Origin of the sequence: Corynebacterium sp., from assembly GCF_022712195.1 — a bacterium.
Taxonomy (GTDB): Bacteria; Actinomycetota; Actinomycetes; order Mycobacteriales; family Mycobacteriaceae; genus Corynebacterium.
This window is the reverse complement of sequence record NZ_JALAGY010000084.1, coordinates 37,184-63,844: the sequence shown is the minus strand read 5'-3', so window position 1 is coordinate 63,844 and position 26,661 is coordinate 37,184. Positions and strand designations below refer to the sequence as shown.

Below are 26,661 nucleotides of genomic sequence, written 5' to 3'. Positions count from 1 at the left end.
GGCTGCGGGGACGGCGGGGGAGTCTGCAGGCGGAACAGTGACGGTGCGAGGCGGACGGCGACGACCGACGCGGTGACCGCCCCCGCAGCCATGATCCCGGCGAGGACGACGACCTGGAACCGTCCGGCGTCCAACGGGCTGACGCCGCCGAAGATCGCACCGACGAACGCGCCGGGCAGGGTGACCAGCCCCGTGGTCTTGGTCTGGTCCGTGGAGGGGACCAGCGCCTCCCGGACGGCGAAGCGCGCGATGTCGGCGGTGGCCTGCCGCGGGGTGGCACCTAACGCCAGCCATCCCTCGATCTCGGGCCACCGCTCCTGCGTCGCCTGTGCGAGGCGGCGTCCGGCCAGTGCGGCGGTGGACATGGCGCCGCCGATGACGATCCCGCCGACGGCCAGGACGTAGCGGGGCGAGAACTCCACGGCGCCGGTGAGGAAGACCACCCCGAGTACGGTGGACACCCCGGCTGCCATCGCACCCGAGACCACCAGGAGTCGGTGGGGCGACCAGCCCAGACGTACGGTGCCGGTGACCGCGGCGACGGTGAACATCACGGCCAGGGCGACGCCGACCCACAGTGCGTCGGTGATGACCCCGGTGAGCACCACACTGAGCACCGCCAGCTGGACCGTCCCCCGGGCCACCGCCGCAGCCGTGCCCCACCGGTGCGGCACCCCGGTCACCGACAGCACGGTGACCGCCACCGCCACGAGCACGGCGACACCGGCGAGGCTGCGCCACAGCTCGGGGGAGAGGGTCATGACGGCGGGGGTCAGAAGTAGTTGGCCAGTGGGCCGAACTCGGTCTCCAGGACACGGACCTCGGTGCCGAAGATGTCGGTGAGCACGTCGTCCCGGACGACCTCCCGCGGGGTGCCGAAGACGTTGACGGAGCCGTCGGTCATCGCGCAGATGTGGTCGGCGTAGCGGGCGGCGAAGTTGATGTCGTGCAGGACGATGATCACGGTGCGCCCCAGTTCGTCGCAGGCGCGGCGCAGCTGTTTCATCATCTGGACGGAGTGCTTCATGTCCAGGTTGTTCAACGGTTCGTCCAGCAGGACGTACTCGGTGTTCTGGGCGAGGACCATGGCCACGTAGGCGCGCTGACGCTGGCCGCCGGAGAGCTGGTCCAGGTAGCGGTTCTCGTACTCGGTGAGGTTGAGGAAGTCGATGGCCTCGGAGATGTACTTCTCGTCCTCGACGTTCAGTCGTCCGTGGGAGTAGGGGTAGCGTCCGAACCCGACGAGCTGCCGGACGGTCAGCCGGGTGACGAAGTGGTTCTCCTGCCGCAGGATCGACAGGTGCTTCGCCACCTCACCGGAGGGGGTGGACGCCACGTCCATGCCGCCGACGGTGATGGTGCCGGTGTCGGGCTTCTGCAGCCGTCCGATCATGGTCAGCAGGGTCGACTTGCCGGCGCCGTTGGGGCCGACGAGGGCGGTGACGCCGCCGGCGGGGATCTCCAGCGAGACCGGGCCGATCGTGGTCTCGGCACTGTAGGACTTGGAGACGTTGTCGAGCGAGATCACAGACGGCCCTTTCGCATGATGAAGAAGAGGAAGACGCTTCCGCCGACGAGTTCGATGATGATGGTCACCGCGCCCTCGGCGTAGAAGAAGTTGCGCATGATGAAGTACGAGCCGGACAGCACGATGTACCCCACCAGGACGGCGACCGGCAGGATCAGCCGGTGGTCGTAGGTGTCGGTGAGCTGGTAGGCCAGAGTGGCGACCAGGAAACCGAGGAAGGTCATGGGGCCGACCAGGGACGTGGTCATCGCCATGAGCACCGCGACCAGGAACAGGAGCAGCATCAGTTCGCGCCTGTGGTTGACACCGAGGTTGCTGGCGGTGTCGCGTCCGAGGGCGACGACGTTGAGCCGTCGTGAGCGCAGGAACAGGATCGTGCAGGTCACCGCCACGACGGGGATGACCAGGGCGAAGTTGTCGGTGTCGGCGTTGCCGACGTTGCCGAAGGTGCGGGCGGTGAGGATGTCGAACTCGCTGGGCTCGAGCAGCCGTTGCATGAACGTCGACAGGGCACTGAGGCCCCCGCCGATGACGACACCGACCAGCAGCATCACGTGGATGTTGCCGAACCTTCCCGAGAGCAGCCAGGTGTAGAGGCCAACGGCGAAGATGATCATCAGCACGGACTGGGCGATGAACTGGGAGGTGCCGGTGAAGGCCGCGAGTCCGGCGGAACCGGCGAAGAAGATCACCGCGGTCTGCACGGCGACGTACAGGGCCTCGAACCCCATGATGGACGGGGTGATGATCCGGTTGTTCGTGGCGGTGTGGAACGACACCGTCGCGAAGGCCTGGCAGAAGGCGACGACCAGCATCGCGATGAGGGTGCCCACCCGCATGCGCGCGATCTTCCAGTAGCCCTCGGTGCCGAAGTCCAGGGGGTTTCCGTAGCTCAGGTGGGCGGCGGTGAAACCGAGGGCGGCCACGACGAGGACGGCGACCAGGACGATGTACCTCAGGCGTTGCCCGGGGGTGACGAACGGTCCGGAGTGGCGTGGGGTGGACCGCACGTCGGAACCGGGGGAGGCCGTGTCTGTCCGGGCGGTGTCTGTCCGGGCGGTGGCGTTATCGGGCATGGCGGCGGCTCCTGACGAGGAGGAAGACGAAGACCACCGCGCCGACGACGCCGAGGATGAGGGACACCGGGACCTCGAACGGGGCGATGACGGTACGGGCGATGATGTCGCAGACGATGAGGACCCAGATGCCCAGCATGCAGACCCAGGGGAGGTTGGAGCGGAGGTTGTCGCCGCGGAAGAGGGAGACGATGTTGGGGACGATCAGCCCCAGGAACGGCAGGGAGCCGATCACCACGGTGACCACGCCGGAGACCACCGCGATCATGAGGATGCCGAGCATCAGCACCCGGGTGTAGTTCAGCCCGACGTTGGTGGCGATGTCCCTGCCGAGACCGGCGACGGTGAAACGGTCGGCGATGATGAAGATCAGCACGGTCACCGCCAGCACGATGAACAGCAGCTCGTAGCGGCCGCGCACCACGCTGGTGAAGCTTCCGGCGAACCAGATGCCGAGCTGCTGGAGCATGTCGGTCTTCAGTGCGACGTAGCTGGACACCGAGCCCACCACGGCGCCGAGCATGATGCCCACGATCGGCACGATCAGCGAGGACTTGAGCGTGACCCGCTGCAGGAAGAGGAAGAAGACGACGGTGCCGACGAGGGCGAAGAGGATCGCGCCGACCATCCGGGTGAGCAGGCTGGCCCCCGGGACCATGATCATCGTGACGATCAGGCCCAGCCCGGCCCACTCGGTGGTCCCGGTGGTGGTGGGTTCCACGAACTTGTTCTGGGTGAGCAGCTGCATCACCAGACCGCTCATGGCCATCGCCGCACCGGCGAGCGCCAGGGCGATGGTGCGGGGGACGCGGGTGACCCCGAAGATCATCCAGCCGTCGTCGTGCCCGGTGATGTCGAAGACCCCGACGAACAGGGAGATCACGATCAGGATGAGCGTGAACGCCATCCCGGCGAGGAGTGGCCAGGTGGCGCGCCACCGTGACCGCGTCGGGGGAGACGCGGGGGACGGTGGCGCCTCGTCGGCGGCCCGGGACTGTGCGACGGTCATGGGGGTCCTGTCTGTACTGCTGTGTCTCGGTGGAGCCGCGTGGGTCGGGTCTGCGGCTCCACCGGTGACGGGGTGACTACTCGGAGTCGTGGGCCTCGAAGGCGTCGGCGATGCCGTTCAGCGCGGTCGTGTACGCCTCGATGTCCTCGGTGGTGTAGAAGTCGTCCGGGAAGTAGACGATGTTGCCTTCCTTGACGGCGGGGACGTTCTTCAGCGCCTCGGAGTCGGCGATGACCTCGTCGGCCGGGCGGGAGTCCTCACCGGAGGAGGAGACGGCCGCGTCGCGGTCCATGACGATCAGCCAGTCCGGGTTGGACTCGGCGATGGCCTCGACGGAGATGTCGTCGCCCTGGTGGTTGGAGGAACCGTCGCGCTCCATGGAGGGGGTGAGTCCCAGCATGTCGAAGACCGGGCCGACGGAGCGGCCGGTGGTCGGTGCGGAGTAGGAGATGTCGCCGCCGGAGACGATGAGGCCCATCACGGTCTCGTCGGTGTCGTAGGCGGCCTTCGCCCGGTCCTTGGCCTCGTCGAACTTCTCGACCAGGCCCTCGGCCTCGTCCTCCTTCTGGAAGACCTCGCCGATGAGGTTGGTGACCTGCTTGAGGGTATCCTCCAGCGGCTGGTCCGCCTCGCCCTCGGAGTTCTCACCGAAGCTCAGGTCGATGATGGGGGTGTCCGGGAGCAGTTCCTTCATCTCGTCGTACTGGCTGGCGTAGCGGTAGCCGGTGATGACGAGGTCGGGGTCGGCGGCGACGAGCTCCTCGAGGTTCGGCTCGCGGTGGGAACCGGTGTCGTGGATCTCGGTGTCGTCGTGGTACTTCTCGATCGTGTCCGGGATCAGGGTGACCGGGGCGGACACCAGGTCGATGTCCCAGTCGGCGAGCACCTGGAAGATGCGGTTGTCGAAGGCCGCCACGCGCTCCGGGTCGGCGGGGATCTCGACCTCGCCACGGGCGTCGGTGACGGTCCGGGTGTCTCCGGAGGAGCCGTTGCCGGTGTCCGGTTCATCGGAGGAGCAGGCGGCGAGTGCGCCCGCGGAGAGCAGGGCGGTCATGGACACGGCCAGCGCGCGGCTGGCCGTACGACGGAAGGTGATGCGCATTCGGCAGATTCCTTTTCTCGGCGACCGGGTGCCGGAGTCAACGTCAGAAGGTCTCCGGGGCCGCGGTCTCGAACTGGCTGAGCGAAACTCGTTCGGGCGCAGATTAGCTGAGCCGAACCGAATGCAGCAAAGCGCACCCTAAGAAGAAGATAGGGTCGGGTGGCTTACCCGTCCGGGTATGCGGTGCCGGTCGCCGTGACGGCGCGCAGTACCGCGAGGTCAGGTCGCTGTCGGCGGGGATGGGGCGGGACACGTCACACCGGCGGTATCGGGGGTGAAACCAGGGGGTGTCGCGGCACCGGCGATGTGCCCTCTGTAGTGCACGTATGCAGGTAACCGCACCTCACTACATTCACTACACCGTTCACCGCACCGCTGCCGTCACAGCCCCCAGGCCTCGGCGAGGATCTCCATGCCCCGCAGCGACTGCTCGGTGGACGGCGCCTGGATCGCGACCATCAGCTCGTCCGCCCTGGCCGTGGCGGCGAACCCCTCGAGGTACTCGCGGACCTGCTCGCCGGTGCCGACGGCGGAGTAGCGCAGCATCGAGAGGATCTGGTCGGCCGCCGGGGACGACATCAGCAGGTCGAGTTCCTCCGGGGAGACCTTCCGGCCCCGCAGCGCCATCGCCCGGACGCGGTTGCGCCGCACCCTCTCGTTCTGGACGGCCGCGTCGGACTCGGTGTCCGCGGCGGTGACGTTCACCGCGGCGATGACGTAGGGCTCCGGGTGCTCCTTCGCCGGCTGGTAGGTGTCCCGGTACACCGCGACGGCCTCCTTCAGGGCGTCCGGCGCGAAGTGGGAGGCGAAGGAGTAGGGCAGGCCGAGCTTCGCCGCCAGCTGCGCCCCGAACAGGGACGACCCCAGTATGTAGAGAGGGACGTCGGTACCGGCCCCCGGCGTCGCCGACACACCGGCCACCCGGGAACGTCCGCTGAGGTAGCCCTGCAGCTCGCGGACGTCGTCCGGGAAGGACTCGGCGGAGCGGGGGTCGCGGCGCAACGCCAGGACGGTGCGTTGGTCGGTGCCCGGTGCACGTCCCAGCCCGAGGTCGACACGGTCGGGGTACAGTTCGGCGAGTGTGCCGTACTGCTCGGCGATGACCAGCGGAGAATGGTTGGGCAGCATCACCCCGCCGGAGCCGAGCCGGATCATCTCGGTCTTTGCGGCGACATGGGAGATCAGCACGGCCGGTGCGCTCGAGGCGATGTTCGGCATGTTGTGGTGCTCGGCGTACCAGATCCGCGAGTAACCGAGACGTTCGGCGAGCTGCGCCTGGTCGACGGAGCGACGGAAGGCGTCGCGGGGGCGTTCACCGTCGTAGACGGTGGCGAAGTCGATGAGGGAGAGGGGGACGTGTCGTTCGTTGGTGCTCATGGCCCCGACGGTACGCCCGGATCAGCGGGTGCGGCGCAACCGGATCCCGATGACGATCGAGAGCGCGCCGAACAGCAGTCCGTACACTCCCAGCAGCCACGCCAGGGCGACGAGTCCACCGGCGGGCTCGGCGAGGGCGAGCCCGCCGAGCAGGACCCCGAAGACGATGTTGAGCAGGCCGGTGGCCAGGCTCCATCCGCCCGCGCGTGCCGCGGTGCGGGCGATGCCGGTGAGGACCAGGCCCAGGGCCATGATCCACAGGACGGCCATCGCGCCGACCACGGCGAAGCCCACGGGGAAGACGATCACGGCGACACCGGCGAGGGCCGTGACGACACCGGAGAACATCGTGAAGCCCCAGGCGGCCGCGTGCGACCGCTGCTGGACGGCGAGACCGGCGGTGCTGAACCCGTCGACGAGCAGCCACAGGCCGATGACCAGCCCCACAACCGTGGCGGTCTCGATGGGGAAGAGGAGCAACGCCAGGCCGACGACGACGCTCAACCCGCCTCGCCACAGGAGCATCCGACCGCCGGTTTCGCGGAGATGCCGACCGAGGTGAGGGCCGGGTACTGCATAAGAACACTCAGTGGTGTCCCCAGGACGGGTAATCATGGCGACCGATCGTAGACCTGCGTAAGGAGAGCGCACAACTCCTATGGAACCGCCTGTGACCGGACTACTGCCGGATTACTCCTCCGGTGTGCCTGACCTGCGCAGACGCAGGGAGATCGCAATGGCTGACACGCCCAGGACCAGGGCGTACACGCCGGCGACCCAGGCCAGTGTCCACACATTGTCGACCGGGTTGAGGACGGCCAGGACGCCGAGCAGCACGCCGAAGACGACATTCAGCACGCCCGAGGCGATCGCCCAACCGTCCCGCAGCTCCCGGGGGACGCTGAGCTGGGTGACACCGCTGACCACCAGGCCGACGGCCAGGAAGCCGATGATGAAGAACGAGCCGACCACCGCGAAGACGCCGGGCAACAGCAGCACGGCGACACCGGCCAGCACCGCCACGATCCCCTCTGCCAGGGTCCGACCCCACGGCATACCCGCCTTCCGGAGGTCCACGGCCTGACCGGACGCCACCAGCCCGTCCACGACCATCCACGCACCGACGACGATGCTCATCGCCACGGCCGAGCTGAACGGGAAGAGCACGAGCAGGAGACCGGACAGCACCCCGACGATTCCCCGCCAGAGCAGGAAACGGGACCCCCGGCGGCGGAGAGCGGACAGGACGGCCGACGGGCCGGTGACGGTGGAGGAGGACGGGGAGGCCATGGTGGGCGCCTTTCAGGGACGTGTGTGCACCCGGAATTCCGGTGTCACCCCATGGTAGGCCCGCCGGCGCGGCGCAGGGGAGCCGTCTGCGGGCCGTCCCCCGCACGTGGTCGACACCCATAAGCGGGACTACTGGCCCGCGGCCGCCTGCGTAGTGTGAACGACATGAATCTCGTGGAGAGGATCGGGGACAACCGGGTGCGGCTCACCCCGGCGGAGGTGCGGGTCGCGGACTTCATGGCGGCGAACCCGCACAGTGTGGGCAGACATTCGGCCCTGCGGCTGGCGGGTGTCATCGGCGTCAGTGACGCCACGGTCGTGCGGACGGTGCGCAAGCTGGGGTTCGACGGTCTCGACGACCTGCGCCGGACGTTGGCCGCGGACCTGTCCCGCAGCGGCAGGATGTCCTCGTCGCTCCGGGACGGGACGGTGTCGTCCCTCGTTCGGGGGCGTGCAGTGGGGGCGGAGACACTGATGCGGCGTCTCGACGAGGACGACCTCCAACGTGCGGTGGACCTCCTGTCCGGGGCCCGGAGGATCGTGGTGGTGGGGTTCGGGCCGTCACGCCACATCGCCGACTACGCCGCGGCACGGTGTGTACGGGCGGGACTGCGGGCGGTGGGGATCGGGGCGACCGGGGCCGGTTTCGCCGACGAGGTAGCCGTACTCGACACGGGGGACGTCGTGGTGCTGCTCTCCTACGACGGCACCTCCGCCGAAGGGGACGTCCTCCTGGCGCGGGCGGGGGAGCTGGAGATCCCGGTAATCCAGTTGACCGAGGGTGAACTGAGCGCTGACCCGCGTTCGGCGGTGGCGCTGGGCATCGGACGCGGTGACCCGGAGCTCAGCCCCAGCTACGTGCCCACGGTCGCGGTACTCGAGGCGTTGACCGTGGCGACCGCCGCGAGGGACCCGGAGCGCAGTGAGCGCGCCGGGGACGTCGTCGACCGGCTCCGGCGTGCGCTCGGACGGTGACCACAGGCGGGGATTCCACCGTTTTTCGTGACACGGGGCACATGTCGGCTATCCTGTCCCCTGAGGTAGTTATCGTTTCAGAAGAGGTCCAGGTCACATGAATTCCGTCGTCGGTGCCGGGCACAGGGTCCCGGGCCTTTGTCCCGAACGGGGTGCCGTGGATGTGCACGGCGCCCCGGTCGTGACCCGGCCGGAACACCGACGTCCGGCGACTCCCGGACGGACCGTCGAGCGGAAACACCCGGGTAGGTCGACTGTCGTGGCTTCCCCGGACGTGTCGGACGCTATGATCCTCGTGACGGACGACGGTGTCGGCAGAGACGACCTGTCCGCGCCTGTTCCACAACTCACCAGCGCTATTGACGAGCGAAAGCAGTAGGAGACTACACAATGTCCAACGACGACAAACAGGCCCGGCCGATGAAGCTGGAGCCACCTGTCGCCCAGGCGCCTGGTGCGCCGGCCGCGCCGTCGGCCCCGGCGACGCCCGCCACTCCCGCTGAACCGGACGCTGCTGCTCCGGCTGCTCCGGCGGCCCCGGCTGCACCGGACACGACCGGTGGCGGCACCGCGGAGGAGAACTCCACGGAGGCAACTCCGGCACCGGCTGAGCCGGGCGCCCCGATGAAGCTGACCGCACCGGGCGCTCCCGGTGCCCCGGCTGCGCCGGGCGCACCTTCTGCTCCGGCAGCCCCGTCGGCACCTGCGGCTCCGGCAGCACCGGCCGCTCCGTCGGCACCTGCGGCTCCGGCCGCACCTGGTGCACCCGCAGCCCCGGGTGCTCTGTCAGCGCCTGCCGCTCCGGCCGCCCCCGGTGCGCCTGCCGCCCCGGCCGCTCCCGGTGCGCCTGCCGCCCCGGCTGCACCCGGTGCTCCCGGTGCGCCTGCCGCCCCGGCTGCCCCCGGTGCACCTGCGGCCCCGGCCGCGCCCGGTGCTCCGTCGGCGCCTGCTGCACCCGGTGCTCCCGGTGCGCCGGCGACCCCGGGTGCCGCAGCTCCGGCTGCTCCTGGCGCCCCGGCCGCCGCTGCACCCGCTGCCGCTCCGAAGGCCGCCGCGGCCACCAAGGAGAAGCCGAAGAAGAAGCGCGAGCCCGTCATGATCGGCGAGAAGTCCCTGGGACAGTGGGGCAAGCTCGCCGGCATCGGCCTGGCGATCGCCGCCGTGCTCGCCGCCGTGGTCATCCTCGGAGCCCGCTGGTTCACCGGACTCGACTCCGTCTCCAACTGGATGGAACGCTACCCCGGTGAGTACCACCTGCCGGAGTTCGTCGAGGACGGGTTCCCCGCCTGGGCACGCTGGACCCACTTCCTGAACTTCTTCTTCATGGCCATGATCATCCAGTCCGGTCTCCGGGTCCGCCAGCAGCAGAAGCCGCCGGCGGTCTGGCAGCCGAAGAAGGGTGGCAAGAAGATCAGCATCCACCTGTGGCTGCACACCTCACTGGACCTGCTGTGGATCCTCAACGGTGTCGTCTTCATCGTGCTGCTGTTCATCTCCGGTCACTGGGCGCGCATCGTGCCCACCAGCTGGGAGGTCTTCCCCAACGCCGCCTCGGCGATGCTGCAGTACGCCTCGATGCAGTGGCCGGCTGAGAACGGCTGGGTCAACTACAACAGCCTCCAGCAGATCATGTACTTCGTCATCGTCTTCATCGCCGCACCGCTGGCCATCATCTCCGGCCTGCGTATGAGCGAATGGTGGCCGAAGAACGCCACGAAGCTGAACAAGATCTACCCGGCGCCGGTCGCCCGCAAGATCCACTTCCCGACGATGCTCTTCTTCGTCCTGTTCATCATCGCCCACGTCTTCCTGGTCTTCGCCACCGGCATGACCAAGAACCTGAACCACATGTTCGCCGGTACTCCGGCGGACGGCTGGGGCGGATTCTTCTGGATGCTCGGCGCGGTGTTCGTCACCATCGCGGTCCTGTTCGCCACGCGTCCGCTGGTGCTCGCGCCCATCGCATCGCGCTTCGGCCAGGTCAGCGCCCGCTAGGGTCCTTACCCCCGCACAGAGAACGCGGGGACGGTGTCCGGTACCGGACACCGTCCCCGCGTCGTCATGTCCACCGGGCCACCCAGGGTCACGGCAGTCGGCGGGTCCATTCCTCGGTGGAGAACTTCTCGTCACAACGCAACCGGGCCTTCGAGAGGTCGTCCTCGGTGATCGTCCCCTCGCGGGCGGAGTACTTGTCCCTGAAATGGTTGAAGAAGACCTCCAGGATCTCCGAGCGCGGCATCCGGGTCTGCGATCTCATGGGGTCGACCCGCTTCACCGCGGAGCGCTGGCCCTTGTCCCGCATCTTCTCCTCGCCGATTCGCAGGACCTCCGTCATCTTCTGCGCGTCGATGTCATAGGACATGGTCACGTGGTGGACCATCCAGCCGTTGCTGAACCGCTTCTGCGCGGCGCCGCCGATCTTCCCCTGTTCGGAGGCGATGTCGTTCAGCGGGACGTAGCGGGCGCGGATGCCGACCTTCTCCAGCGCCTCCATGGTCCACTCGTCGAGGAACGGGTAGGACTGTGCGAAGCTCAGGCCGTCCACCAGCGACTGCGGGACCACGAGAGAGTACGTCACGCAGTTGCCGGGTTCCATGAACATCGCACCCCCGCCGGTGACACGACGGGAGACGGTGATCCCGTGGCGGTCCGCGCCCTCCTGGTTGATCTCGTTGGAGTAGGACTGGAAGGAACCGATCACCACCTGCGGGGCATTCCACTCCCACAGCCGCATGAACGGTCTCCTGCGACCTGCCGCCACGTCCTCGGTGAGGGTCTCGTCGAGCGCGACATTGACCATCGGGTCGACGCTGGGCCCGTGGATCACCTCCAGATCGAGATCGTCCCAGCTCACAGCGTGACCGAGCGCTCTCCGGACGGCCACGCCCACACCGTCCGGGGTGATGCCGAACAGGACGTCGTCGGCGTGGAGCGAGTCGGAGACCCTCGCCGCCACGTCGGCGGCGCTGAGGTCGGCGGGTGCCCCTTCCAGCGCGCGGGTCATCCGGACGAGAGTCTCGTCAGGTTCGAGGAAGAAGTCCCCGGCGATACGGACCCCGGAGAGCGTCCCCGCAGTGCCCCCGGTCGACCCGGTGACGTCGAGGTCGACGACGACCAGTTTCCCTCCCGGGACCTTGTATTCTCCGTGCATCGGCTGACCTTTCCTCGGGTGGGGTTCGGGGGAGGGGTCCACAGAGGCGGGACCCCCGTTTTTTCCGCGGACCAGCCTACGCCGGTCCCGGCAGGTCAGCCGCGCAGAGCCAGGGCGAAGGGGAGTACGGCGCGGGCACCTGCCCTGCGCAGTTCACGACCTGCGAGAGTGACCGCCCAGCGGGAACCGATCTCAGTGTCCACGAGCAGGACCACCTGTCCCTGCACCGCGTCCGCGGTGGCCGGATCCACGTGAACGGCGTCGTGGAGGTTCTGCACCCTGAAGGCGCTGTTCACGTCCGGGGAGCCCGGATCCCGGGTGTAGGACAACTGGCCACCGTCGGCTATCCTGCCGATCCTGGCCAGGCCGCGTGCCAGGTCGGCACAGGTCAACGGCCGGGTGGTGCCGGGCATGCCGACGACCACCGTCGGCCTCTCCTCCCAGTCCCACTCCCTGAGCACGGTGATGCACCAGTCGGCGATGTTCTTCGGGACCGGCGCGTCCTCCGCGCCCTCGGCCAGGAAGCCGCGCAGTACCTGCCCGGGGCCCAGGTCGGTGAAGCGGGCGACGGCGCGCCCCGTGGACACCCGCTCCTCCGGTGGGATCCTCCCCTTCAACGGCACGCCGATCGTGGCCATGCCAGACGGCCACTGACCACGAGGTTCGACAGGTACACCGATGCCGGACAGGATGCGGCGCGCGCCGGAGGTACTGTCCTCGCTGACCCCGGAATCCCACCACTGGCCGGCGCAGACATCGCACCGACCGCAGTCCCGGGCATGCGGGTCGTCGAGGGTCTCGGCGAGGAAGCGCATCCGGCACATGTTCCCCGCCTCGTAGTCCAGCATGGCGTCGGCTTCCCGGCGCCGCGCCTCAGCGACGGCCGCGTAGCGTGCGGCGTCGTACGTCCAGGGCACACCCGTGGCGGTGAACCCGCCCTGCGCCCGGTCCACCGCACCATCGACCTGCAGGGTCTTCAGCAGCAGTTCCAGCCGGGAACGTTTCACCCCGACCAGTGGCTCCAACGCGGGCACCGACAGGGCGGAACCGGCCTCGGCCAGGGCGGTGAGGACCGCCTGCGCCTCCTGCTCGTCCGGCATGGACGCCGTGGCGAAGTACTCCCAGATGTTCGGGTCCTCGTTACCGGGCAGCAGCAGGACGTCGGCGTTGTCGGTGGCACGTCCGGCACGTCCCACCTGCTGGTAGTACGCCACCGCGGAGCTCGGGGCCCCGAGATGCACCACGAAACCGAGGTCAGGTTTGTCGAACCCCATCCCCAGGGCACTGGTGGCGACGAGCGCCTTGATCTCGTTGTCCTTCAGCGCCTGCTCGAGCCGCGCCCGGTCCTCGGCGTCGGTACGGCCCGTGTAGGCGGCCACGTTCCAGCCCGCCTCGGACAGGGCACGGGTGGTGTCCTCCGCGGCGGACACCGTCAGGGCGTAGACGATGCCCGAACCCTGGAAGTCACCGAGATGCTGCACGAGCCACCCGATGCGGTGCTCGGGGCCGGCCGTCGGCGCCACACCCAGCCGGAGCGAGTCGCGGGAGAGCGGACCCCGGACAACCATGGTGTCCTCGCCGAGCTGCGCCGCGACGTCGGCGACCACCCGGCTGTTCGCCGTCGCGGTCGTCGCCAGCACCGGAAGATCGGCCGGGAGGCCGTCGAGCAACGTCCCGATCCTGCGGTAGTCAGGCCGGAAGTCGTGCCCCCAGTCCGAGATGCAGTGCGCCTCGTCCACCACGATCATGCCCACCCCGGCCTGCGCCGGATCGAGCAGCACGTCGAGGACGTTGGTGCGGAACCGCGGGTTCGTCAGCCGCTCCGGGGAGATCAGCAGGACGTCGAGCTCGCCGGCGGTGAGACTGTCCAGCACCGAATCCCACTCCGTCGCGTTCGACGAGTTGATCGTCGCCGCGCGGACCCCGGCCCGTGCCGCAGCCGCGACCTGGTCACGCATCAGGGCGAGCAGAGGGGAGATGATCAGCGTCGGCCCCCGTTGGGCACCGTACCCCTCGCGGATCAGCCGCGCGGCGACGAAGTACACGGCCGACTTCCCCCACCCGGTGCGCTGGACGACGAGGACACGTTTGTGGTCCCGGACCAGCGCGGACACCGCGTCGAACTGGCCGTCCCGAAAGGACGCGTCCTCCCGCCCGGTCAGTTCGCGCAGGATCTCCGTCGCACGGACGAGGAGGGGGTCGTCGAAAGGATTGTCGGTCGGCATGGGGTCCACACTAGAACACGGCCCGGACATGGAACGCGCCCGTCACCGCAGCGGACCACCTGTGGAGGTCAGTCCCTCCAGTCAGAGGACCGGACCACCACGATCCCCGCGCTGATGAGCGCCAGCACGACAGCGCCGCCGGCGGTGACCAAGACGTAACCGATCAGCCACAGCCCGGTGACGTCCGAGGACCCGTCGGCGAGACCGAAGGCGGTCGAGAAACCGGTCAGACCGCCGAGCGCCACGACGAAAGGGCCCGTCCACGGCCACCGGGTACGGACCCCCAGCCATACCAGGGCGAAATATGACGTGACGGTCGCGCCGACGGACAGGACCGTCCCGGAACCGCCGGGGAATCCCCAGCTGAACCAGAGGGCCCAGACCAGGAGGCCCGCGGCCAGCTCCGCCACGGCCGCCGCGGTGTTGCCGATCCTCGCACGGGGGTCCACCGGGAGAGTGGCCCGCCTGCGCTCCGCGAGGTGCACGGCGGCGAGGAGCAGAACGCAGAACGCCAGCAGCGGGCCGCCCCACAGCAGCATCGTCTGGCCGGTCCTCAGGACAGTGTCCGCAGAGCCCATGTTCTCCATCGCTTCCATAGTTGCTGTGCCTTGTGTGCCTTCTGTGCCTTCCCGCCCTAGCTCCGGTGGCGCCGGGTCTTCACCAGGACGATGCACGTGGCGATGACCGCCAGGATGAATCCGGCGATGACGACGATCATGATGTAGCCCACGCCCCAGAGCCCCGTCGAGTCGTAGAACCCCGCGTCCACCGCGTAGGCCGAGGAGAACCCGAAGAGCCCGCCCAGCGACACGACGAACGGCCCCGTCTTCCGCCACCGGGTCACCGCACCGATCCCGGTCACGGCGGCCAGGGCGGTGAGGACGGCGCCGACGACGGCCCAGGTCGCGTAGCCGGCCGGGTCTCCCCAGCTGAACCAGAGCAGCCACAGCGCCACACCGGTCGCGGCACCGCAGACCGCCGCGCCCGTGTTTCCCAGGGAGCCGCCACCGGCGTAGAACACGTTCCGGTCGTCGCGTTCGGTCACGTGCATGTAGCCCAGGACCACCGCCGAGACGCCCATGGGAATCCCGCCGAACAACGCGATGACGGTCACGATGCCCTGAAGAGTCTCGACGGCGTCCATATACTTAGCCTAGTGAAGGAACGGAAGGAGGAGGAGGCTGTGGAAGAGGCTGTGGATGCGGATCCCACCGGTCTCGTCGGTGGCGTCGGGTGCGGGCACTGGTCCTCGCCACGGGACGTGGTGGCGATCCGGTTCCACTGCTGCGGGCGGACCTACCCCTGCCTGCACTGCCACGACGAGGCGGAGGACCACCGCATCGTCCCCTGGCCGCGGGAACGCCTCACCGTGGGGCACGCCGTCCTCTGCCGTGTGTGCGGGCACTGGATGACGGTGCGGGAGTACCTCGACGGCGGCGCGTCCTGCCCCGGGTGCGGTGCGGCGTTCAACCCGGGCTGCTCGCTGCACGCACACCTGTACTTCGACGTGGGTGAGGTGTGGTAAGGGGGAGTCTTGAGTCTGTGCGCTGCAGCATGATAAGTAGGCGGGGACCAGCAGGTACAGTCTGCGGGTAACGGGCCGTCGGGCGGTCCGCGACACATCTGTTCACCGGAAAACCACACCATTTTGGAGAGTCACCGTGACCCCTACACCGGTTGCCGCACCCCTGGAGCTGCCGTGCGGCACCACACTGAAGAACCGACTCGTGAAGGCGTCGACGCACGAGGGTCTGGCGACCCCGGCGGGCGGGCCGTCCAACCAGCATCTGGACCTGTACCGGCGGTGGGCCGACGGCGGCTCGGGCCTCGTCGTGACCGGCGGAGTGATGGTGGACTCCGAGCACCGGGGGGAGCCGGGCTCCGTGGTCGCCACCGACGACCGGCACCTCGACATGCTGCGCGCCTGGGCCACCGCCGGCACGGTCAACGACACGCACCTGTGGATGCAGCTCAACCACCCCGGCAAGCAGTCCCCGCGCAGCGTCAACAAGTACCCGGTCGCCCCCAGCGCCGTCCCGGTGTCCGGGCGCATCAGCCGGTACTTCGCTGAACCGCGCGAGCTCACCGTCTCCGACATCGACCTGATCGTGTGGCGTTTCGCCTACACTGCGCTGATCGCGCGGGAGACCGGCTTCACCGGGGTTCAGATCCAGGCCGGCCACGGCTACCTCATCAACCAGTTCCTGTCCCCGGCGGACAATCTGCGCACCGACGAGTACGGCGGTGACCTGGAGGGGCGCATGCGCCTGCTCGTCGAGGTCTACCGCGCGGTGCGCAAGAAGGTCGGCGACGACTTCCCGGTGTCGGTGCGGATCAACGCCACCGACGGGGTGCCCGGCGGTTTCGGGGAGGACGAGTCCCTCGAGGTCGCGAAGAAGCTCGCCGAGCTGGGCGTGGACGTCATCGAGGTGTCCGGCGGAACCTACTCCACCCCGCTGATGCTCGGCGACGAGGTCGACGCCACCGGTGACCGGGGTGAGATCTTCTTCGGTGACCACTCCCGTCGCATCCGCGACGCGGTCGATGTCCCGGTGCTGGTGACCGGCGGTTTCCGCTGTGCGGAGGACGTGGAGGACGGCCTGGCGCAGGGGCTGGGCGACCTGATCGGCATGGCCCGTCCGATGGTGCTCATCCCCGAGCTGGCCAACGACATCATCGAGCACGGTGACCGGGAACGGGTGCGGTTGCCGCGTCTGACCACTCACATCGAGTCGCTGGACGAGCACACTGAGTCACTGATGGGGATCGCCTGGTACGAGATGCAGATGGACCGGATCACCGACGGCCGGGCCGTCGGCGGGGACGGCCTGGCGGCCCTGTGGTTCGCCGCGAAGCGCCACGGAATGCGGGCGGTCTTCCCGCGGCGGTAGGTGACGTTGACGCCTCCGGGAGCGGCACCTACACTTGTGAGCACTGTAAACATGTGTAGGTGTCGCTCCCGGAAGGCGCAATGACTGAACCGACAGAACCCACTGGCCCCACTGGACCACGCGAGCACCCCGCCGACCGGGGCCGTCGCTTCGACATCGTCTTATTCGGTGCCACCGGGTTCGCCGGCGGGCTCACTGCCGACTACCTCGCGGAACACCTCCCCGACGGGGGCAGGATGGCACTGGCGGGGCGGAACCGGGAGAAGCTCACCGCCGTACGCCGACGGCTGGCGCAGGCCGACCCCGCCCTGGCCGACATGGAACTGCTGCACGCCGACTCCACGGATCCGGCCTCCCTGAGTGAGGTCGCACGCTCGACGAAGGTCGTCGTCACCACCGTGGGGCCGTACCTGGAGTACGGTGCCGCGCTCGTCGCAGCCTGTGCCGGCGCAGGCACCGACTACGTCGACCTGACCGGGGAACCCGAGTTCGTCGACCGGATGTTCCTGGAGAACGACGCCACGGCCAGGCGCACCGGCGCCCGCCTCGTCCACGCCTGCGGCTTCGACTCCGTCCCCCACGACCTCGGGGTGCTGTACACCGTGACGCGGTTGCCGGACGGTGTGCCGTTGACCGTCAGGGGCGTCGTCCGGACGAACGCCTCCCTGTCCGGCGGCACACTGCACTCCGGGCTGCTCCAGATGTCACGGCCGAGGTCACTGTGGCGCGCCGCCGCAGAACGCCGCAGGGTCGAGGACCGTCCGGCGGGACGGACGGCACGCCAGAAATTCACCCTGCCCCATTACGACCGGGTCACCGGGAACTGGCTGATCCCGTTGCCGACGATCGACGGAGACATCGTCGCCCGCTCGGGCCGTTCCCGGGACGACTACGGCCCGGAATTCACCTACTCCCACACCGCGGGGGCGCGGAGGTTCCTGACCGTCCCCGCGTCGATCATCGGCGCGGCGGTCGTGCTGGGGGCGATCCAGGTCCCGCCGGTGCGCCGTGCGATCGCGCGTCGGATCTCCCCGGGCGAGGGGCCCTCGCAGGAGCGGCGGGACCGAACCTGGTTCACCGTCGACGTCGTGGGCTCGGGGGCGGGGAGGACCGTCCACACCAGGGTGAGCGGGGGCGACCCCGGCTACACCGAGACCGCCACGATGCTCGCCGAGTCGGCGATGAGCCTGGCGTTCGACGAGAACCCGGACGTCGCCGGCCAGGTCACCACGGCCACTGCGATGGGGGAGAACCTCATCGACCGGCTGACCTCGGCGGGGATGTCGTTCGAGGTCGTCGGGTGACCGGCCCCCTCGACACCGGCCCCTTCTTCCACGGCACCGCGGCGGAACTCGGTCCAGGTGACCTGCTGACGGCCGGCCACCGGTCGAACTACCGTCCCGACGTGGTCATGAACCACGTGTACTTCACCGCGTTACGCGACGGCGCAGGCCTGGCGGCGGAACTGGCCGTGGAACTCACCGGCGGCGGTTCCCCGCACGTGTACGAGGTGGAGCCGACCGGGGCCTTCGAGGACGACCCGAACGTGACCGACCGGAAATTCCCCGGCAACCCGACCCGGTCGTACCGGACCGCGGCACCCGTACGCGTCGTCGGTGAAGTGCACGACTGGCCCAGACTGACCCCGGAGGCACTGCAGGGGTGGCGCGACCGGCTGGTCTCGAAGGCGCCGGAGGAGCGAGGCGACATCCTCAACTAGCTCAACCAGCTCAACCAGCTCAACCAGCCGGGACCGGAGGTGCGCGGTCACCGGCGGGAACATGACTGAACCCGGCACCCTCTCCGTTGCGGAGCAGGGTACCGGGTCCGTTCTTCGGGGTGGCTGACGGGACTCGAACCCGCGACACCCAGGATCACAACCTGGTGCTCTACCAGCTGAACTACAGCCACCATGCATGCATAACGGCAACCAGGCCCGGCGTCGTTGCTGCAGCGGGATTCATACTAGACCACGCCCGTCGACCGCGCCAAACGGGCCGCTCACCGTCAGACCGGGGTGGCGTCGGACGCCTGCCGGGCGAACTCCTTCGCCTCACCGTTGGTGGGGCCGGGAGCGGGGACGAACAGCGCACGACGGTAGTAGTCGAGCTCACGGATGGATTCGCGGATGTCGGCCAACGCCCGGTGCTGCATCCCCTTGTCCGGCTGGTTGCTGTACGCCCGCGGGTACCAGCGGCGGGCGAGTTCCTTGATGGAGGAGACGTCGATCATGCGGTAGTGAAGGAACGCGTCCAGATCCGGCATGTAGCGGGAGATGAACTTGCGGTCGCTGGCGATGGAGTTCCCCGCCAGCGGTGCGGCGCCGGCGACCGGCACGTACTTCTTCAGGTACTCCACCACGCGGGCCTCGGCGTCGGCGACGCCCACCGCGCTCTCACGGATCTGCTCGGTGAGACCGGAGTCGGCGTGCATCTTCGTGACGAAGTCGTCCATCCCGGCGAGCTCGTCCTCGGTGGCGTGGATGACGATGTCGATGCCGTCATCCAGCGGGGTCAGGTCGGCATCGGTGACGACGACGGCGATCTCGACCAGGACGTGCCGGTCCGGGTCGAGCCCGGTCATCTCGCAGTCGGCCCAGACGATCCGGTCGTTCTTGGCGATCTGGTTCGGGGTCATGGTTGCAGGACCTTTCTCGTCGTCTCTCGTCGTCTCTAGTCTTCAGCCATGCGTGAGTACGCCGCGCCGAACAGGGGGGCGGTCAGCCGCCGGGGAAGGTAGGTGGACAGCACGTTGGCCACCTTCGACAGCCCGCCGGGGACGACGCGCAGCCTGTTCGCGGCGAGGGCGTCGAGCGTCTCCGTCGCGCAGTCCGGGTACGTCGTCCACACGAAGTCCGGGGTGGCACGGTCGACGACCGTCCGCTCCGCGTCGTCCTTCACCTCCTCGCGCACCGGCCCGGGGGCCAGCAGGGTGCACCGCACACCGGTGTCCTTCAGCTCGTAGTGCAGCGCCTCCGTGAAGGTGTTGACCATCGCCTTGGTGCCCACGTAGGTGGCGTTGTTCGGGATGGCGGCATTGCCGGCGACCGAGCCCACGTTGACGATGCCCGCGTCGCCGCCGTCCACCATCCCCGGCAGCACCGCGGCGGTGAGCTCGAACACCGCGGTGGCGTTCAGCTCGAACTGGAGCCGTTCATAGGACGGGTCCAGCTTGCGGAACTGGCCGAAGGTGGCCACGCCCGCGGAGTTGACGATGATGTGGACGTCGCGCGTCCTGAGTTCGTCGATGAGCACGGCGCGGGCCGCGGAGTCGGCGAGGTCGCAGGCGCGGATCTCCACGCGGACGTCCGGACGGGCGGTGGCGAGTTCCTCCCGGACCTGTTCCATCGGGCCGGGCGTCCGGGCGACGAGGAGGAGGTTGTGTCCGCGGCAGCCGAGCTCCACCGCGATCGCCTGCCCGATACCCGACGACGCGCCGGTCACGACGGCGACACGGTCCGGGCCCGGAGCTGGGAGGGAGGCGGGACGGCGGGAACGACGGAACACGATGGCGGGACTCCTCGGTGTGGACGGGGTGAAGTGCCACTTTAGGCTACACGGGGAGCCGGCGCCGACGGAGAGTCGGAACCTGTCGGGGCGGAGCCGGCCAGGGGAATGGGCCGTCAACCCCGTTCGGGACACCATTAGCCTCGGGATACTAATGGCCTTACTCTTGTGATTGACGTTCACTGTCCACGAGAGGATCACGACATGTCTCACACAGCCGGAGAGGGCGGGCGCCCGTCCGACCCAGACGCCCTGTCGGTGGCCGACAACCCCACCGCAGAGGATCAGAACACGGAAGTTCAGAACACAGAGGAGCAGCGGCAGGCCGGCGACGTCGAACGCGCCAACAACCGCAAGAAGTTCATCGGCCTCGGCGTCGGCCTCCTGCTCGCCGTCGTCATCTACTTCATCTTCCCGTCGAACGGGGCGGACCTCGTCAACGAGGCCTACCCGGACGACGACAACGGACCGTTCGACATCGACACGATCCGTGTGACCGCCGCCGTGGCGGTCCTGATGGGCGCCTGGTGGATGACCGGGGCGTTGCCGCTCGCGGCGACCGCGATGGTTCCCCTGGTGGCTTTCCCGGTGCTCCAGGTCGCCGGCTTCGGCGACGTCTCCGTCGCCTACGCCGAACCCACGATCTTCCTGTTCATGGGCGGGTTCATCCTCGCACTCGGCATCCAACGGTGGGGTCTGCACCGACGGGTGGCACTGCTGGTGGTGCTGTGGGTCGGGACGAAGCCCAAGCAGCTGGTCCTGGGCTTCATGGTCGCCACCGGGTTCATGTCGATGTGGGTGTCGAACACCGCCACCGCCGTGGTGATGCTGCCCATCGGCGTGTCGGTGCTGGCGCTGACCGCGGAACGCGTCGGCGGGCACCAGAACCAGAAGAAGTTCGCCACCGCCTTGATGCTGGCCATCGCCTACGCAGCCTCCATCGGTTCCCTCGGCACGCTGATCGGCACCCCGCCCAACGCCCTGATGGCCGCGTACATGTCCTCGAGCCACGGCATCGAGATCGGCTTCGGCAAGTGGATGGCCGTCGGCCTGCCGCTCGCCATCGTGTTCACCGTCCTGGCCTGGCTCGTCCTCGTCACCGTCTTCAAGCCGGAGATGGACGAGATCCCGGGAGGCAAGGAACTGATCCGCAAGGAGATCGACAACATGGGTGCCGTCACCCGTGCAGAGGTCACCGCCGGCGTCATCTTCGTGTGCACCGCGGTGGCGTGGATCTCCTTCCCGCTGCTCGCCGAGTACGTGTCCTGGTGGTCGATCACCATCGCCGACGCCGCCATCGCCATGACGGCCGCGGTCCTGATGTACGTCATCCCGGTCAACAGTCGCGGCACCCGTGTCATGGACTGGGAGCACACCAAGGAGGTCCCGTGGGACGTCCTGATCCTCTTCGGCGGCGGTCTCGCACTGTCGTCCATGGTGTCCGCCTCCGGTCTGTCGCTGTGGATCGGTGAGATGGCCAAGGGCATGGACGCCCTCCCGCTGGTGCTGCTGGTGTTCGCCATCGCCGGCGTGGTGCTCATCCTCACCGAGTTCACCTCCAACACCGCCACCGCCGCGACGTTCCTGCCGATCATGGGCGGCGTCGCCGTGGGCATCGGGCTGACCGCGAACAACGACATGAACGTGATGTTCCTGGTGATCCCCACCGCACTCGCCGCGACCTGCGCCTTCATGCTGCCGGTGGCGACACCGCCCAACGCCATCGCCTACGGGTCGGGGTACGTCAAGGCCGGCGACATGCTCAAGGGCGGGTTCTGGCTGAACGTCATCGCGGTCTTCCTGATCACCCTCACCGTCTTCGGACTGGCCGTCCCGGTGTTCGGACTGACCTTCGGTTAGCTGGGGGCGCCCCCGGCCCCGGCCCGGGCCCGGCCCGTCGCCCGGGCGGGGGACTGCCCGTAGTAGCGTCAGTCGCAGACATCCCAGAAGTAGTGTGAAGAATCTCCAGAGAGCGAGCGGATGCGGTGCCCCCCGAAGTGACCCCACCGTCGTCGGGCACCCCTCGTATCGGACGGGTCGGGTGGGTGGACGCGGCCAAGGGCTTCTGCATCCTCCTCGTCGTGGCGGGGCACGCGGTCATCAACCTGAACAACAACGGCTACGGGACCGGCGAATGGGAACGCATCAACCTGATGCTCGGCCCACTACGCATGCCGCTGTTCTTCCTGCTGACGGGACTGTTCGCGGCGAAGGCGCTCTCCGAGAGCTGGCGTTCCTTCGCCGACCGGCGCGTGTGGATCATGGTCTGGCTGTTCGTGGTCTGGGTCCCTGTCCGTGAGATCTGGCTGTCGATGGTGCCGCCCACCTCCGTCGGGCACAGTGGAGCCGTCCCGCCACCACCCGGGGTCGACCCGGCGAACTGGGCCTCGATGCTGGAGAACATCGGCAGAGCGGTCCTCGGCCCGGAGTCCTACCTGTGGTTCCTCTACGCGCTCGCACTGTTCGCCGTGGTGTCGAAGCTGACGCGCCGGGTTCCGCCGGTGCTCCAGCTCATCCTGGCCGGTGCGGTGAGCGTGGCGAGTCCCACGGCGGAATTCGGCTGGCCGTGGAACGACATCCTTCACACCTACTTCTTCTACCTGCTGGGCATGTACGCCGCACCGTGGATCCACCGGATGGCGCAACGCCGGTCGCTGCTCGTCGTCGCCGTCTCCGTGACGGTCTACGCCGCAGTCGCCATCTGGATCGACGCGAGCTACGACCACTTCAACTTCGGGCTCAACGGCCCGGTGCGACTGTTCCTCGCGACGGTGGGGATCATCGCCGTGATCAGCATCTTCTCCTGCATGGAGTCCTGGCGGGTCACCGTGCCGTTCAGCAGGGTCGGCGCGCGGACGCTGCCGGTGTTCCTGATGCACATCATGGTGCTGGCCACCGTCACCTTCGCCTTCGACCTCGTTCTCCCGTCCGACCCCGGGCTGCCCCTGCAGCCGTTGATCCTCGGCGGGATCACGGTCGTCCTGTGCCTGGGGCTGTTCCGGGTGCTCATGTCGTGTGGAGGCGCCTGGTTGTTCCGGCGGCCCGACCGGATGCGGCGGAGATTCCTCGCCGGCCGTGCCTGAGGGGTCCCGTCCGCGTTAGGGTGGCCGGATGTCCACCCGCAATCATCGCCTCGACCGCGCAAAAGGTGTCCTCATCTTCACCGTCGTCCTCGGCCATCTGCTGGCACGGGCGTCGCCGTGGGACGCTGACGTCCTGCGTGCGCCGATGTACCTCATCTACTCGTTCCACATGCCCGCGTTCATCTTCCTGGCGGGCATCACCGCGAAGTCCAACCGGCTCGCAGAGCGCATTCTCGTCTTCCTCGTCCTGCTGGCCACGGTGCTCCCGCTGATGTGGATGTGGATGCAGCTGTTCGGCCTGTCCCCGGACTACGACTTCCTCACCCCCTTCTGGTACTCGTGGTTCCTCCTGTCGATGGCGTGGTGGACGCTCACCGTCCCCCTCATCGAACGCTTCCCCCGGACGGTGCTCGCCGTCTCCCTGGTGACCGGCCTCGTCGGTGCCGCGGTGCCCGCCGTCGACAGTGAACTCTCCGTGGTCCGCACCCTGGTCTTCTGGCCCTTCTTCGTCGTCGGGAAGCTCTACGGGGCGCGGATGCTGCAGTGGGCGGGCAGCCTTGACGTGGGACGCAGGGTCGCCCTCACCGTCGCCGCCGTGACCATGGTCGGCTTCTTCTACGTCGACGAGCTCAACAACGACTGGTTCTACGGCAACGACAGGTTCGTCCACTTCGGTGTCGGCGTCGTCGACGGGGCCGCCATCCGTCTGGTCCTCGACGTGGCGGCGATGTTGATGACCCTCGCGCTGCTGGCGTGGGTGGGGGAGCGCAACTCACTGCTCGCCACCGTCGGACGCAACAGTCTCTCGGTCTACGTCGTCCACGGCTTCGTCGTGCGCGCCCTGCAGCCCACGCTCGGCGGGAGCGTCAGCGACCAGGGGCAGCTGGTGGTTCTCGGCATCTGCCTGGTGCTGGCTCTGGTGGCGACGTGGCTGCTGGCCTGGGGGCCGCTCGACCGCGCCCTCCGGTGGTACGCCTCGACGGTGGCGGGGCTGCTGCTGGCACCGTTCAGGTACCTGGCGTCCGGCAGGGACCGGGGCCCCTCGTGGCGCCCCCGGCAGGATTCGAACCCGCGACCGACCGGGTAGAAACCGGTTGCTCTCATCCACTGAGCTACGGAGGCTTGCGCTAGACATCGTAGTGCACGCGGACCGTGGGGCGTGGAATCGGGGTACAGGGGTCCCAGCTAGTAACGTTCAGGACATGTCAGACGCGGCCGTAGCCACCGAATCAGCCACTGGATCCCCGGACAGGAACTCCCCGCCCCCCACCCGCCGCGGGGGCCAGCTCGGTTCCCCGGTCGCCCTCTACGTCATCGCCGCGGTGATGGCGGGTCTCGTCGCCGCGGTCATCGGCGACGCCTTCTTCGGGCAGTCGCTGGCGGTCCTCGGCATCTCCGACCCCGGCCCCGTGACCTCCTGGGGCGTGCCGCTGGTCAGGGGCACCGGCACGGTTCTGGCCTGCCTCGGCGTCGGCTCGTTCCTGATGAGCGCCTTCGGCGCCCAGCCGCGGAAGGACGGCTACCTGGACCTCGACGGTTTCCGGGCGTCCCGCACCGGGACGTGGGCCATGGCCGGGTGGGCGGTGTGTGCGCTGCTGCTGGTCCCGCTCTACCTCTCCGACGCCTCCGGCCTGCCGCTGGCGGACACACTTCAGCCGTCGATGTGGGACGTCGCGATCGCCCAGGTGTCGACGGCGAAGGCGATGCTGTGGATCGCCGGTATCGCCGCCGCGGTCACCGTCCTGTCCCTGCTGACCCGACGGTGGATCTGGCAGCCGGTGTTCTTCGTCATCGCCGTCGCCTCCCTGATCCCGATCGCCCTCGAGGGGCACTCCGCGTCCGGCGGCAACCACGACTACGGCGTGAACTCGCTGCTGTGGCACATCATCCTGTCGGCCATCTGGATCGGCGGGCTCATGGCACTGGTCGCCCACGCCGCCCGACGGGGCCCGTTCCTGGCCGAGATCACCCGGCGCTACAGCGTCGTCGCACTGTTCAGCATCATCGGCATAGCCGTCTCCGGGCTGATCAACGCGGGAATCCGCCTGTCGTTCTCCGAGTGGTTCACCACCGACTACGGCCGGGTAATCGCGGCCAAGGCGGCGCTGACGCTCATCCTCGCGGCGATCGGGTTCGCGCACCGTCGCTCGACGATCCCGCAGCTGGACGCACCGGGCGCCGGTGCGTCGGGCGCGTGGTGGCGGCGGCCCTTCGTCCGTCTGGCGCTGGTCGAGGTGTTCGTGATGGCGGGCACCGTCGGCGTGGCGCTGTCGCTGACCCGCATCCCCCCGCCCGTCGAGGCGGTCGTGGACATCACCCCGGCCGAGCTGATCATGGGCTTCGACGTCACCGAGCCGTTCAGCCTCGCCGCGGTGCTGACCAACTGGCGCTTCGACCTGGTCTTCGGAACCGTCGCCCTGCTGCTGCAGGCGGTGTACATGTGGGCGTGGATCGTGGTGCGCCGGCGCGGCGTGGAGTGGAGGACGAGCCGCCTGGTGTGGTGGACGCTGGGCAACCTCGTGCTCATCTTCGTCACCTGCTCGGGCCTGGGCATGTACTCCATGGCCATGTTCGCCCCGCACATGCTGCAGCACATGGCGCTGACCATGCTGATCCCGGTGTTCTGGGTGCTCGGGGGCCCCATGACGCTGCTGCTCCGCGCGCTGCGTCCGGCCGGACGGGACGGACTGCAGGGGCCGCGTGAGTGGCTGGTGGTCTTCATCAACAACCCGGTGTCCCGGTTCCTCACCAACCCGATCGTCGCGTCCTTCCAGTTCGTCGTCGGGTTCTACGCGCTGTACCTGTCTGACCTGTACAGTGACCTCGCGTCCGAGCACGCCGGCCACCTGTTCATGATGGTCCACTTCCTGATCTCCGGGTACATCTTCTACTGGGTCGTCATCGGCGTCGACGCCGCGCCCCGGCAGCTCAGCCCCTTCATGAAACTGCTGATGACCCTCGCCTCCATGGCGTTCCACGCCTGGTTCGGGATTGCGATGATGCAGATGGCGCAACCGCTGGCGGAGTCGTACTACCTGTCCCTGCAGCTGCCGTTCGACGTCGACCTGATGGAGCAGCAGCACACCGGTGGCGCCATCGCCTGGGGCCTCAGCGAACTGCCTCTGCTGGTGGTCAGTACCGCCCACGCGGTGCAGTGGCTGCGGCAGGACCGCAAGGAGGCCGCCCGCTACGACCGCAAGGCCGAACGCGACAACGAGGCTGACCTCGACGCGTACAACGCCATGCTCGCCGACCTCCGGGAGGGGAGGGACGGGGACGCCGAGGCCTACTACCGCACCGAGTACCGTGGGGACGAGGTGCAGGGCTACGTGCACAGCGAGAAGACCCGACGTGTCCAGCGGCACCGCGACACCGGTTCCGGGGCGGAGTAGCCCGGCACGTCGCAGGGGACTGTGGACAGTTTCCGTCCGGTTTACGGCGTGTTGTC

The 26,661-nt window shown here is 68.6% G+C and carries 25 protein-coding genes and 2 tRNA genes; 10 read left to right on the top strand and 17 right to left on the bottom strand.

Annotated elements, in window-relative coordinates; genetic code table 11:
• From Q0A34_RS11275 to Q0A34_RS11240, 8 genes are all read right to left on the bottom strand, one after another.
• Nucleotides 1-761: ABC transporter permease (locus Q0A34_RS11275; protein ID WP_291480085.1), on the bottom strand; the 761-nt coding region annotated here is incomplete at its 3' end.
• Nucleotides 762-772: 11 nt separating this feature from the next.
• Entirely contained in the window at nt 773-1,528 is a 756-nt protein-coding gene (locus Q0A34_RS11270; RefSeq protein ID WP_291480084.1) for an ATP-binding cassette domain-containing protein, read from the bottom strand.
• Entirely contained in the window at nt 1,525-2,604 is a 1,080-nt protein-coding gene (locus tag Q0A34_RS11265; RefSeq protein ID WP_291480083.1) for an iron chelate uptake ABC transporter family permease subunit, read from the bottom strand. Before Q0A34_RS11265 ends, Q0A34_RS11270 begins: the two co-directional genes overlap by 4 nt.
• A complete protein-coding gene (locus Q0A34_RS11260) occupies nt 2,594-3,511 on the bottom strand; it encodes an iron chelate uptake ABC transporter family permease subunit (protein ID WP_291480088.1) in 918 nt (305 codons plus the stop codon). The genes Q0A34_RS11265 and Q0A34_RS11260 overlap by 11 nt, the downstream gene beginning before the upstream one ends.
• Nucleotides 3,512-3,689: 178 nt before the next feature.
• A complete protein-coding gene (locus Q0A34_RS11255; RefSeq protein WP_291480082.1) occupies nt 3,690-4,715 on the bottom strand; it encodes an ABC transporter substrate-binding protein in 1,026 nt (341 codons plus the stop codon).
• A gap of 381 nt (nt 4,716-5,096) precedes the next feature.
• Nucleotides 5,097-6,092 carry an LLM class flavin-dependent oxidoreductase gene (locus Q0A34_RS11250; RefSeq protein ID WP_291480081.1) on the bottom strand — a complete coding sequence of 332 codons (996 nt, stop codon included), beginning with the start codon at nt 6,090-6,092 and terminating at the stop codon, nt 5,097-5,099.
• Between the two features lie 21 nt (nt 6,093-6,113).
• Nucleotides 6,114-6,617: a DUF308 domain-containing protein gene (locus Q0A34_RS11245; RefSeq protein WP_291480080.1), complete on the bottom strand. Its 504-nt coding sequence runs from the start codon at nt 6,615-6,617 to the stop codon at nt 6,114-6,116.
• Nucleotides 6,618-6,782: 165 nt separating this feature from the next.
• Nucleotides 6,783-7,382, bottom strand: a complete 600-nt coding sequence (locus Q0A34_RS11240) for a DUF308 domain-containing protein (protein WP_291480079.1) — start codon at nt 7,380-7,382, stop codon at nt 6,783-6,785.
• 165 nt (nt 7,383-7,547) lie between these two features.
• Between Q0A34_RS11240 and Q0A34_RS11235 the strand changes: the two genes are divergently transcribed.
• Nucleotides 7,548-8,357, top strand: coding sequence for a MurR/RpiR family transcriptional regulator (locus Q0A34_RS11235; protein ID WP_291480078.1), 810 nt, complete (start codon nt 7,548-7,550; stop codon nt 8,355-8,357).
• A gap of 383 nt (nt 8,358-8,740) precedes the next feature.
• Here Q0A34_RS11235 and Q0A34_RS11230 read toward each other — a convergent pair whose 3' ends face one another.
• Nucleotides 8,741-9,454: a hypothetical protein gene (locus Q0A34_RS11230; RefSeq protein ID WP_291480077.1), complete on the bottom strand. Its 714-nt coding sequence runs from the start codon at nt 9,452-9,454 to the stop codon at nt 8,741-8,743.
• Here Q0A34_RS11230 and Q0A34_RS11225 point away from each other — a divergent pair.
• A complete protein-coding gene (locus tag Q0A34_RS11225; RefSeq protein WP_291480076.1) occupies nt 9,453-10,352 on the top strand; it encodes a cytochrome b/b6 domain-containing protein in 900 nt (299 codons plus the stop codon). The two genes, Q0A34_RS11230 and Q0A34_RS11225, sit on opposite strands and share 2 nt — an antisense overlap.
• A gap of 88 nt (nt 10,353-10,440) precedes the next feature.
• On the opposite strand, the gene Q0A34_RS11220 is transcribed toward Q0A34_RS11225, so the two are convergent.
• From Q0A34_RS11220 to Q0A34_RS11205, 4 genes are all read right to left on the bottom strand, one after another.
• Nucleotides 10,441-11,508, bottom strand: coding sequence for a biotin/lipoate A/B protein ligase family protein (locus Q0A34_RS11220; protein ID WP_291480075.1), 1,068 nt, complete (start codon nt 11,506-11,508; stop codon nt 10,441-10,443).
• A gap of 95 nt (nt 11,509-11,603) precedes the next feature.
• The gene (locus tag Q0A34_RS11215) at nt 11,604-13,733 is read right to left on the bottom strand and encodes a RecQ family ATP-dependent DNA helicase (protein WP_291480074.1); all 2,130 of its coding nucleotides are present in this window, start codon (nt 13,731-13,733) and stop codon (nt 11,604-11,606) included.
• Nucleotides 13,734-13,801: 68 nt separating this feature from the next.
• Nucleotides 13,802-14,320 carry a hypothetical protein gene (locus Q0A34_RS11210; protein WP_291480073.1) on the bottom strand — a complete coding sequence of 173 codons (519 nt, stop codon included), beginning with the start codon at nt 14,318-14,320 and terminating at the stop codon, nt 13,802-13,804.
• Between the two features lie 47 nt (nt 14,321-14,367).
• A complete protein-coding gene (locus tag Q0A34_RS11205; RefSeq protein WP_291480072.1) occupies nt 14,368-14,877 on the bottom strand; it encodes a hypothetical protein in 510 nt (169 codons plus the stop codon).
• A gap of 12 nt (nt 14,878-14,889) precedes the next feature.
• On the opposite strand from Q0A34_RS11205, the gene Q0A34_RS11200 reads away from it, so the two are divergent.
• The 4 genes from Q0A34_RS11200 (at nt 14,890) to arr (ending at nt 18,344) form a co-directional block, all read left to right on the top strand.
• Nucleotides 14,890-15,258, top strand: a complete 369-nt coding sequence (locus Q0A34_RS11200) for a CHY zinc finger protein (protein ID WP_291480071.1) — start codon at nt 14,890-14,892, stop codon at nt 15,256-15,258.
• Nucleotides 15,259-15,394: 136 nt separating this feature from the next.
• Complete coding sequence (locus Q0A34_RS11195; RefSeq protein WP_291480070.1) at nt 15,395-16,624, top strand: NADH:flavin oxidoreductase/NADH oxidase family protein; 1,230 nt, start codon at nt 15,395-15,397, stop codon at nt 16,622-16,624.
• Between the two features lie 80 nt (nt 16,625-16,704).
• Nucleotides 16,705-17,928 (top strand): saccharopine dehydrogenase NADP-binding domain-containing protein, encoded by a 1,224-nt coding sequence (locus tag Q0A34_RS11190; RefSeq protein ID WP_291480069.1) that lies wholly within the window; start codon nt 16,705-16,707, stop codon nt 17,926-17,928.
• Complete coding sequence (gene arr, locus Q0A34_RS11185; protein WP_291480068.1) at nt 17,925-18,344, top strand: NAD(+)--rifampin ADP-ribosyltransferase; 420 nt, start codon at nt 17,925-17,927, stop codon at nt 18,342-18,344. The genes Q0A34_RS11190 and arr overlap by 4 nt, the downstream gene beginning before the upstream one ends.
• A gap of 118 nt (nt 18,345-18,462) precedes the next feature.
• Here arr and Q0A34_RS11180 read toward each other — a convergent pair.
• The 3 genes from Q0A34_RS11180 to cmrA form a co-directional block, all read right to left on the bottom strand.
• Nucleotides 18,463-18,535, bottom strand: a tRNA-His gene (locus Q0A34_RS11180).
• Nucleotides 18,536-18,631: 96 nt separating this feature from the next.
• Nucleotides 18,632-19,261 (bottom strand): oligoribonuclease, encoded by a 630-nt coding sequence (gene orn / locus Q0A34_RS11175; RefSeq protein ID WP_291480067.1) that lies wholly within the window; start codon nt 19,259-19,261, stop codon nt 18,632-18,634.
• Nucleotides 19,262-19,296: 35 nt separating this feature from the next.
• On the bottom strand, nt 19,297-20,130 hold the full coding sequence (cmrA, locus tag Q0A34_RS11170) for a mycolate reductase (RefSeq protein WP_291480066.1): 834 nt from the start codon (nt 20,128-20,130) through the stop codon (nt 19,297-19,299).
• 204 nt (nt 20,131-20,334) lie between these two features.
• On the opposite strand from cmrA, the gene Q0A34_RS11165 reads away from it, so the two are divergent.
• The 3 genes from Q0A34_RS11165 to Q0A34_RS13745 all read left to right on the top strand — a co-directional run bounded on the left by Q0A34_RS11165 (nt 20,335) and on the right by Q0A34_RS13745 (nt 24,300).
• Nucleotides 20,335-21,990, top strand: coding sequence for a DASS family sodium-coupled anion symporter (locus tag Q0A34_RS11165; RefSeq protein WP_291480065.1), 1,656 nt, complete (start codon nt 20,335-20,337; stop codon nt 21,988-21,990).
• A gap of 125 nt (nt 21,991-22,115) precedes the next feature.
• A complete protein-coding gene (locus tag Q0A34_RS11160) occupies nt 22,116-23,213 on the top strand; it encodes an acyltransferase family protein (RefSeq protein WP_291480064.1) in 1,098 nt (365 codons plus the stop codon).
• A 28-nt stretch (nt 23,214-23,241) separates the two neighbouring features.
• The gene (locus Q0A34_RS13745) at nt 23,242-24,300 is read left to right on the top strand and encodes an acyltransferase family protein (protein ID WP_363316448.1); all 1,059 of its coding nucleotides are present in this window, start codon (nt 23,242-23,244) and stop codon (nt 24,298-24,300) included.
• Here the strand turns inward: Q0A34_RS13745 and Q0A34_RS11145 are convergent.
• Nucleotides 24,259-24,335 (bottom strand) — tRNA-Arg (locus Q0A34_RS11145). The two genes, Q0A34_RS13745 and Q0A34_RS11145, sit on opposite strands and share 42 nt — an antisense overlap.
• Before the next feature lie 80 nt (nt 24,336-24,415).
• Between Q0A34_RS11145 and Q0A34_RS11140 the strand changes: the two genes are divergently transcribed.
• The gene (locus Q0A34_RS11140) at nt 24,416-26,605 is read left to right on the top strand and encodes a cytochrome c oxidase assembly protein (RefSeq protein WP_291480061.1); all 2,190 of its coding nucleotides are present in this window, start codon (nt 24,416-24,418) and stop codon (nt 26,603-26,605) included.
• Nucleotides 26,606-26,661: the final 56 nt, after the last annotated feature.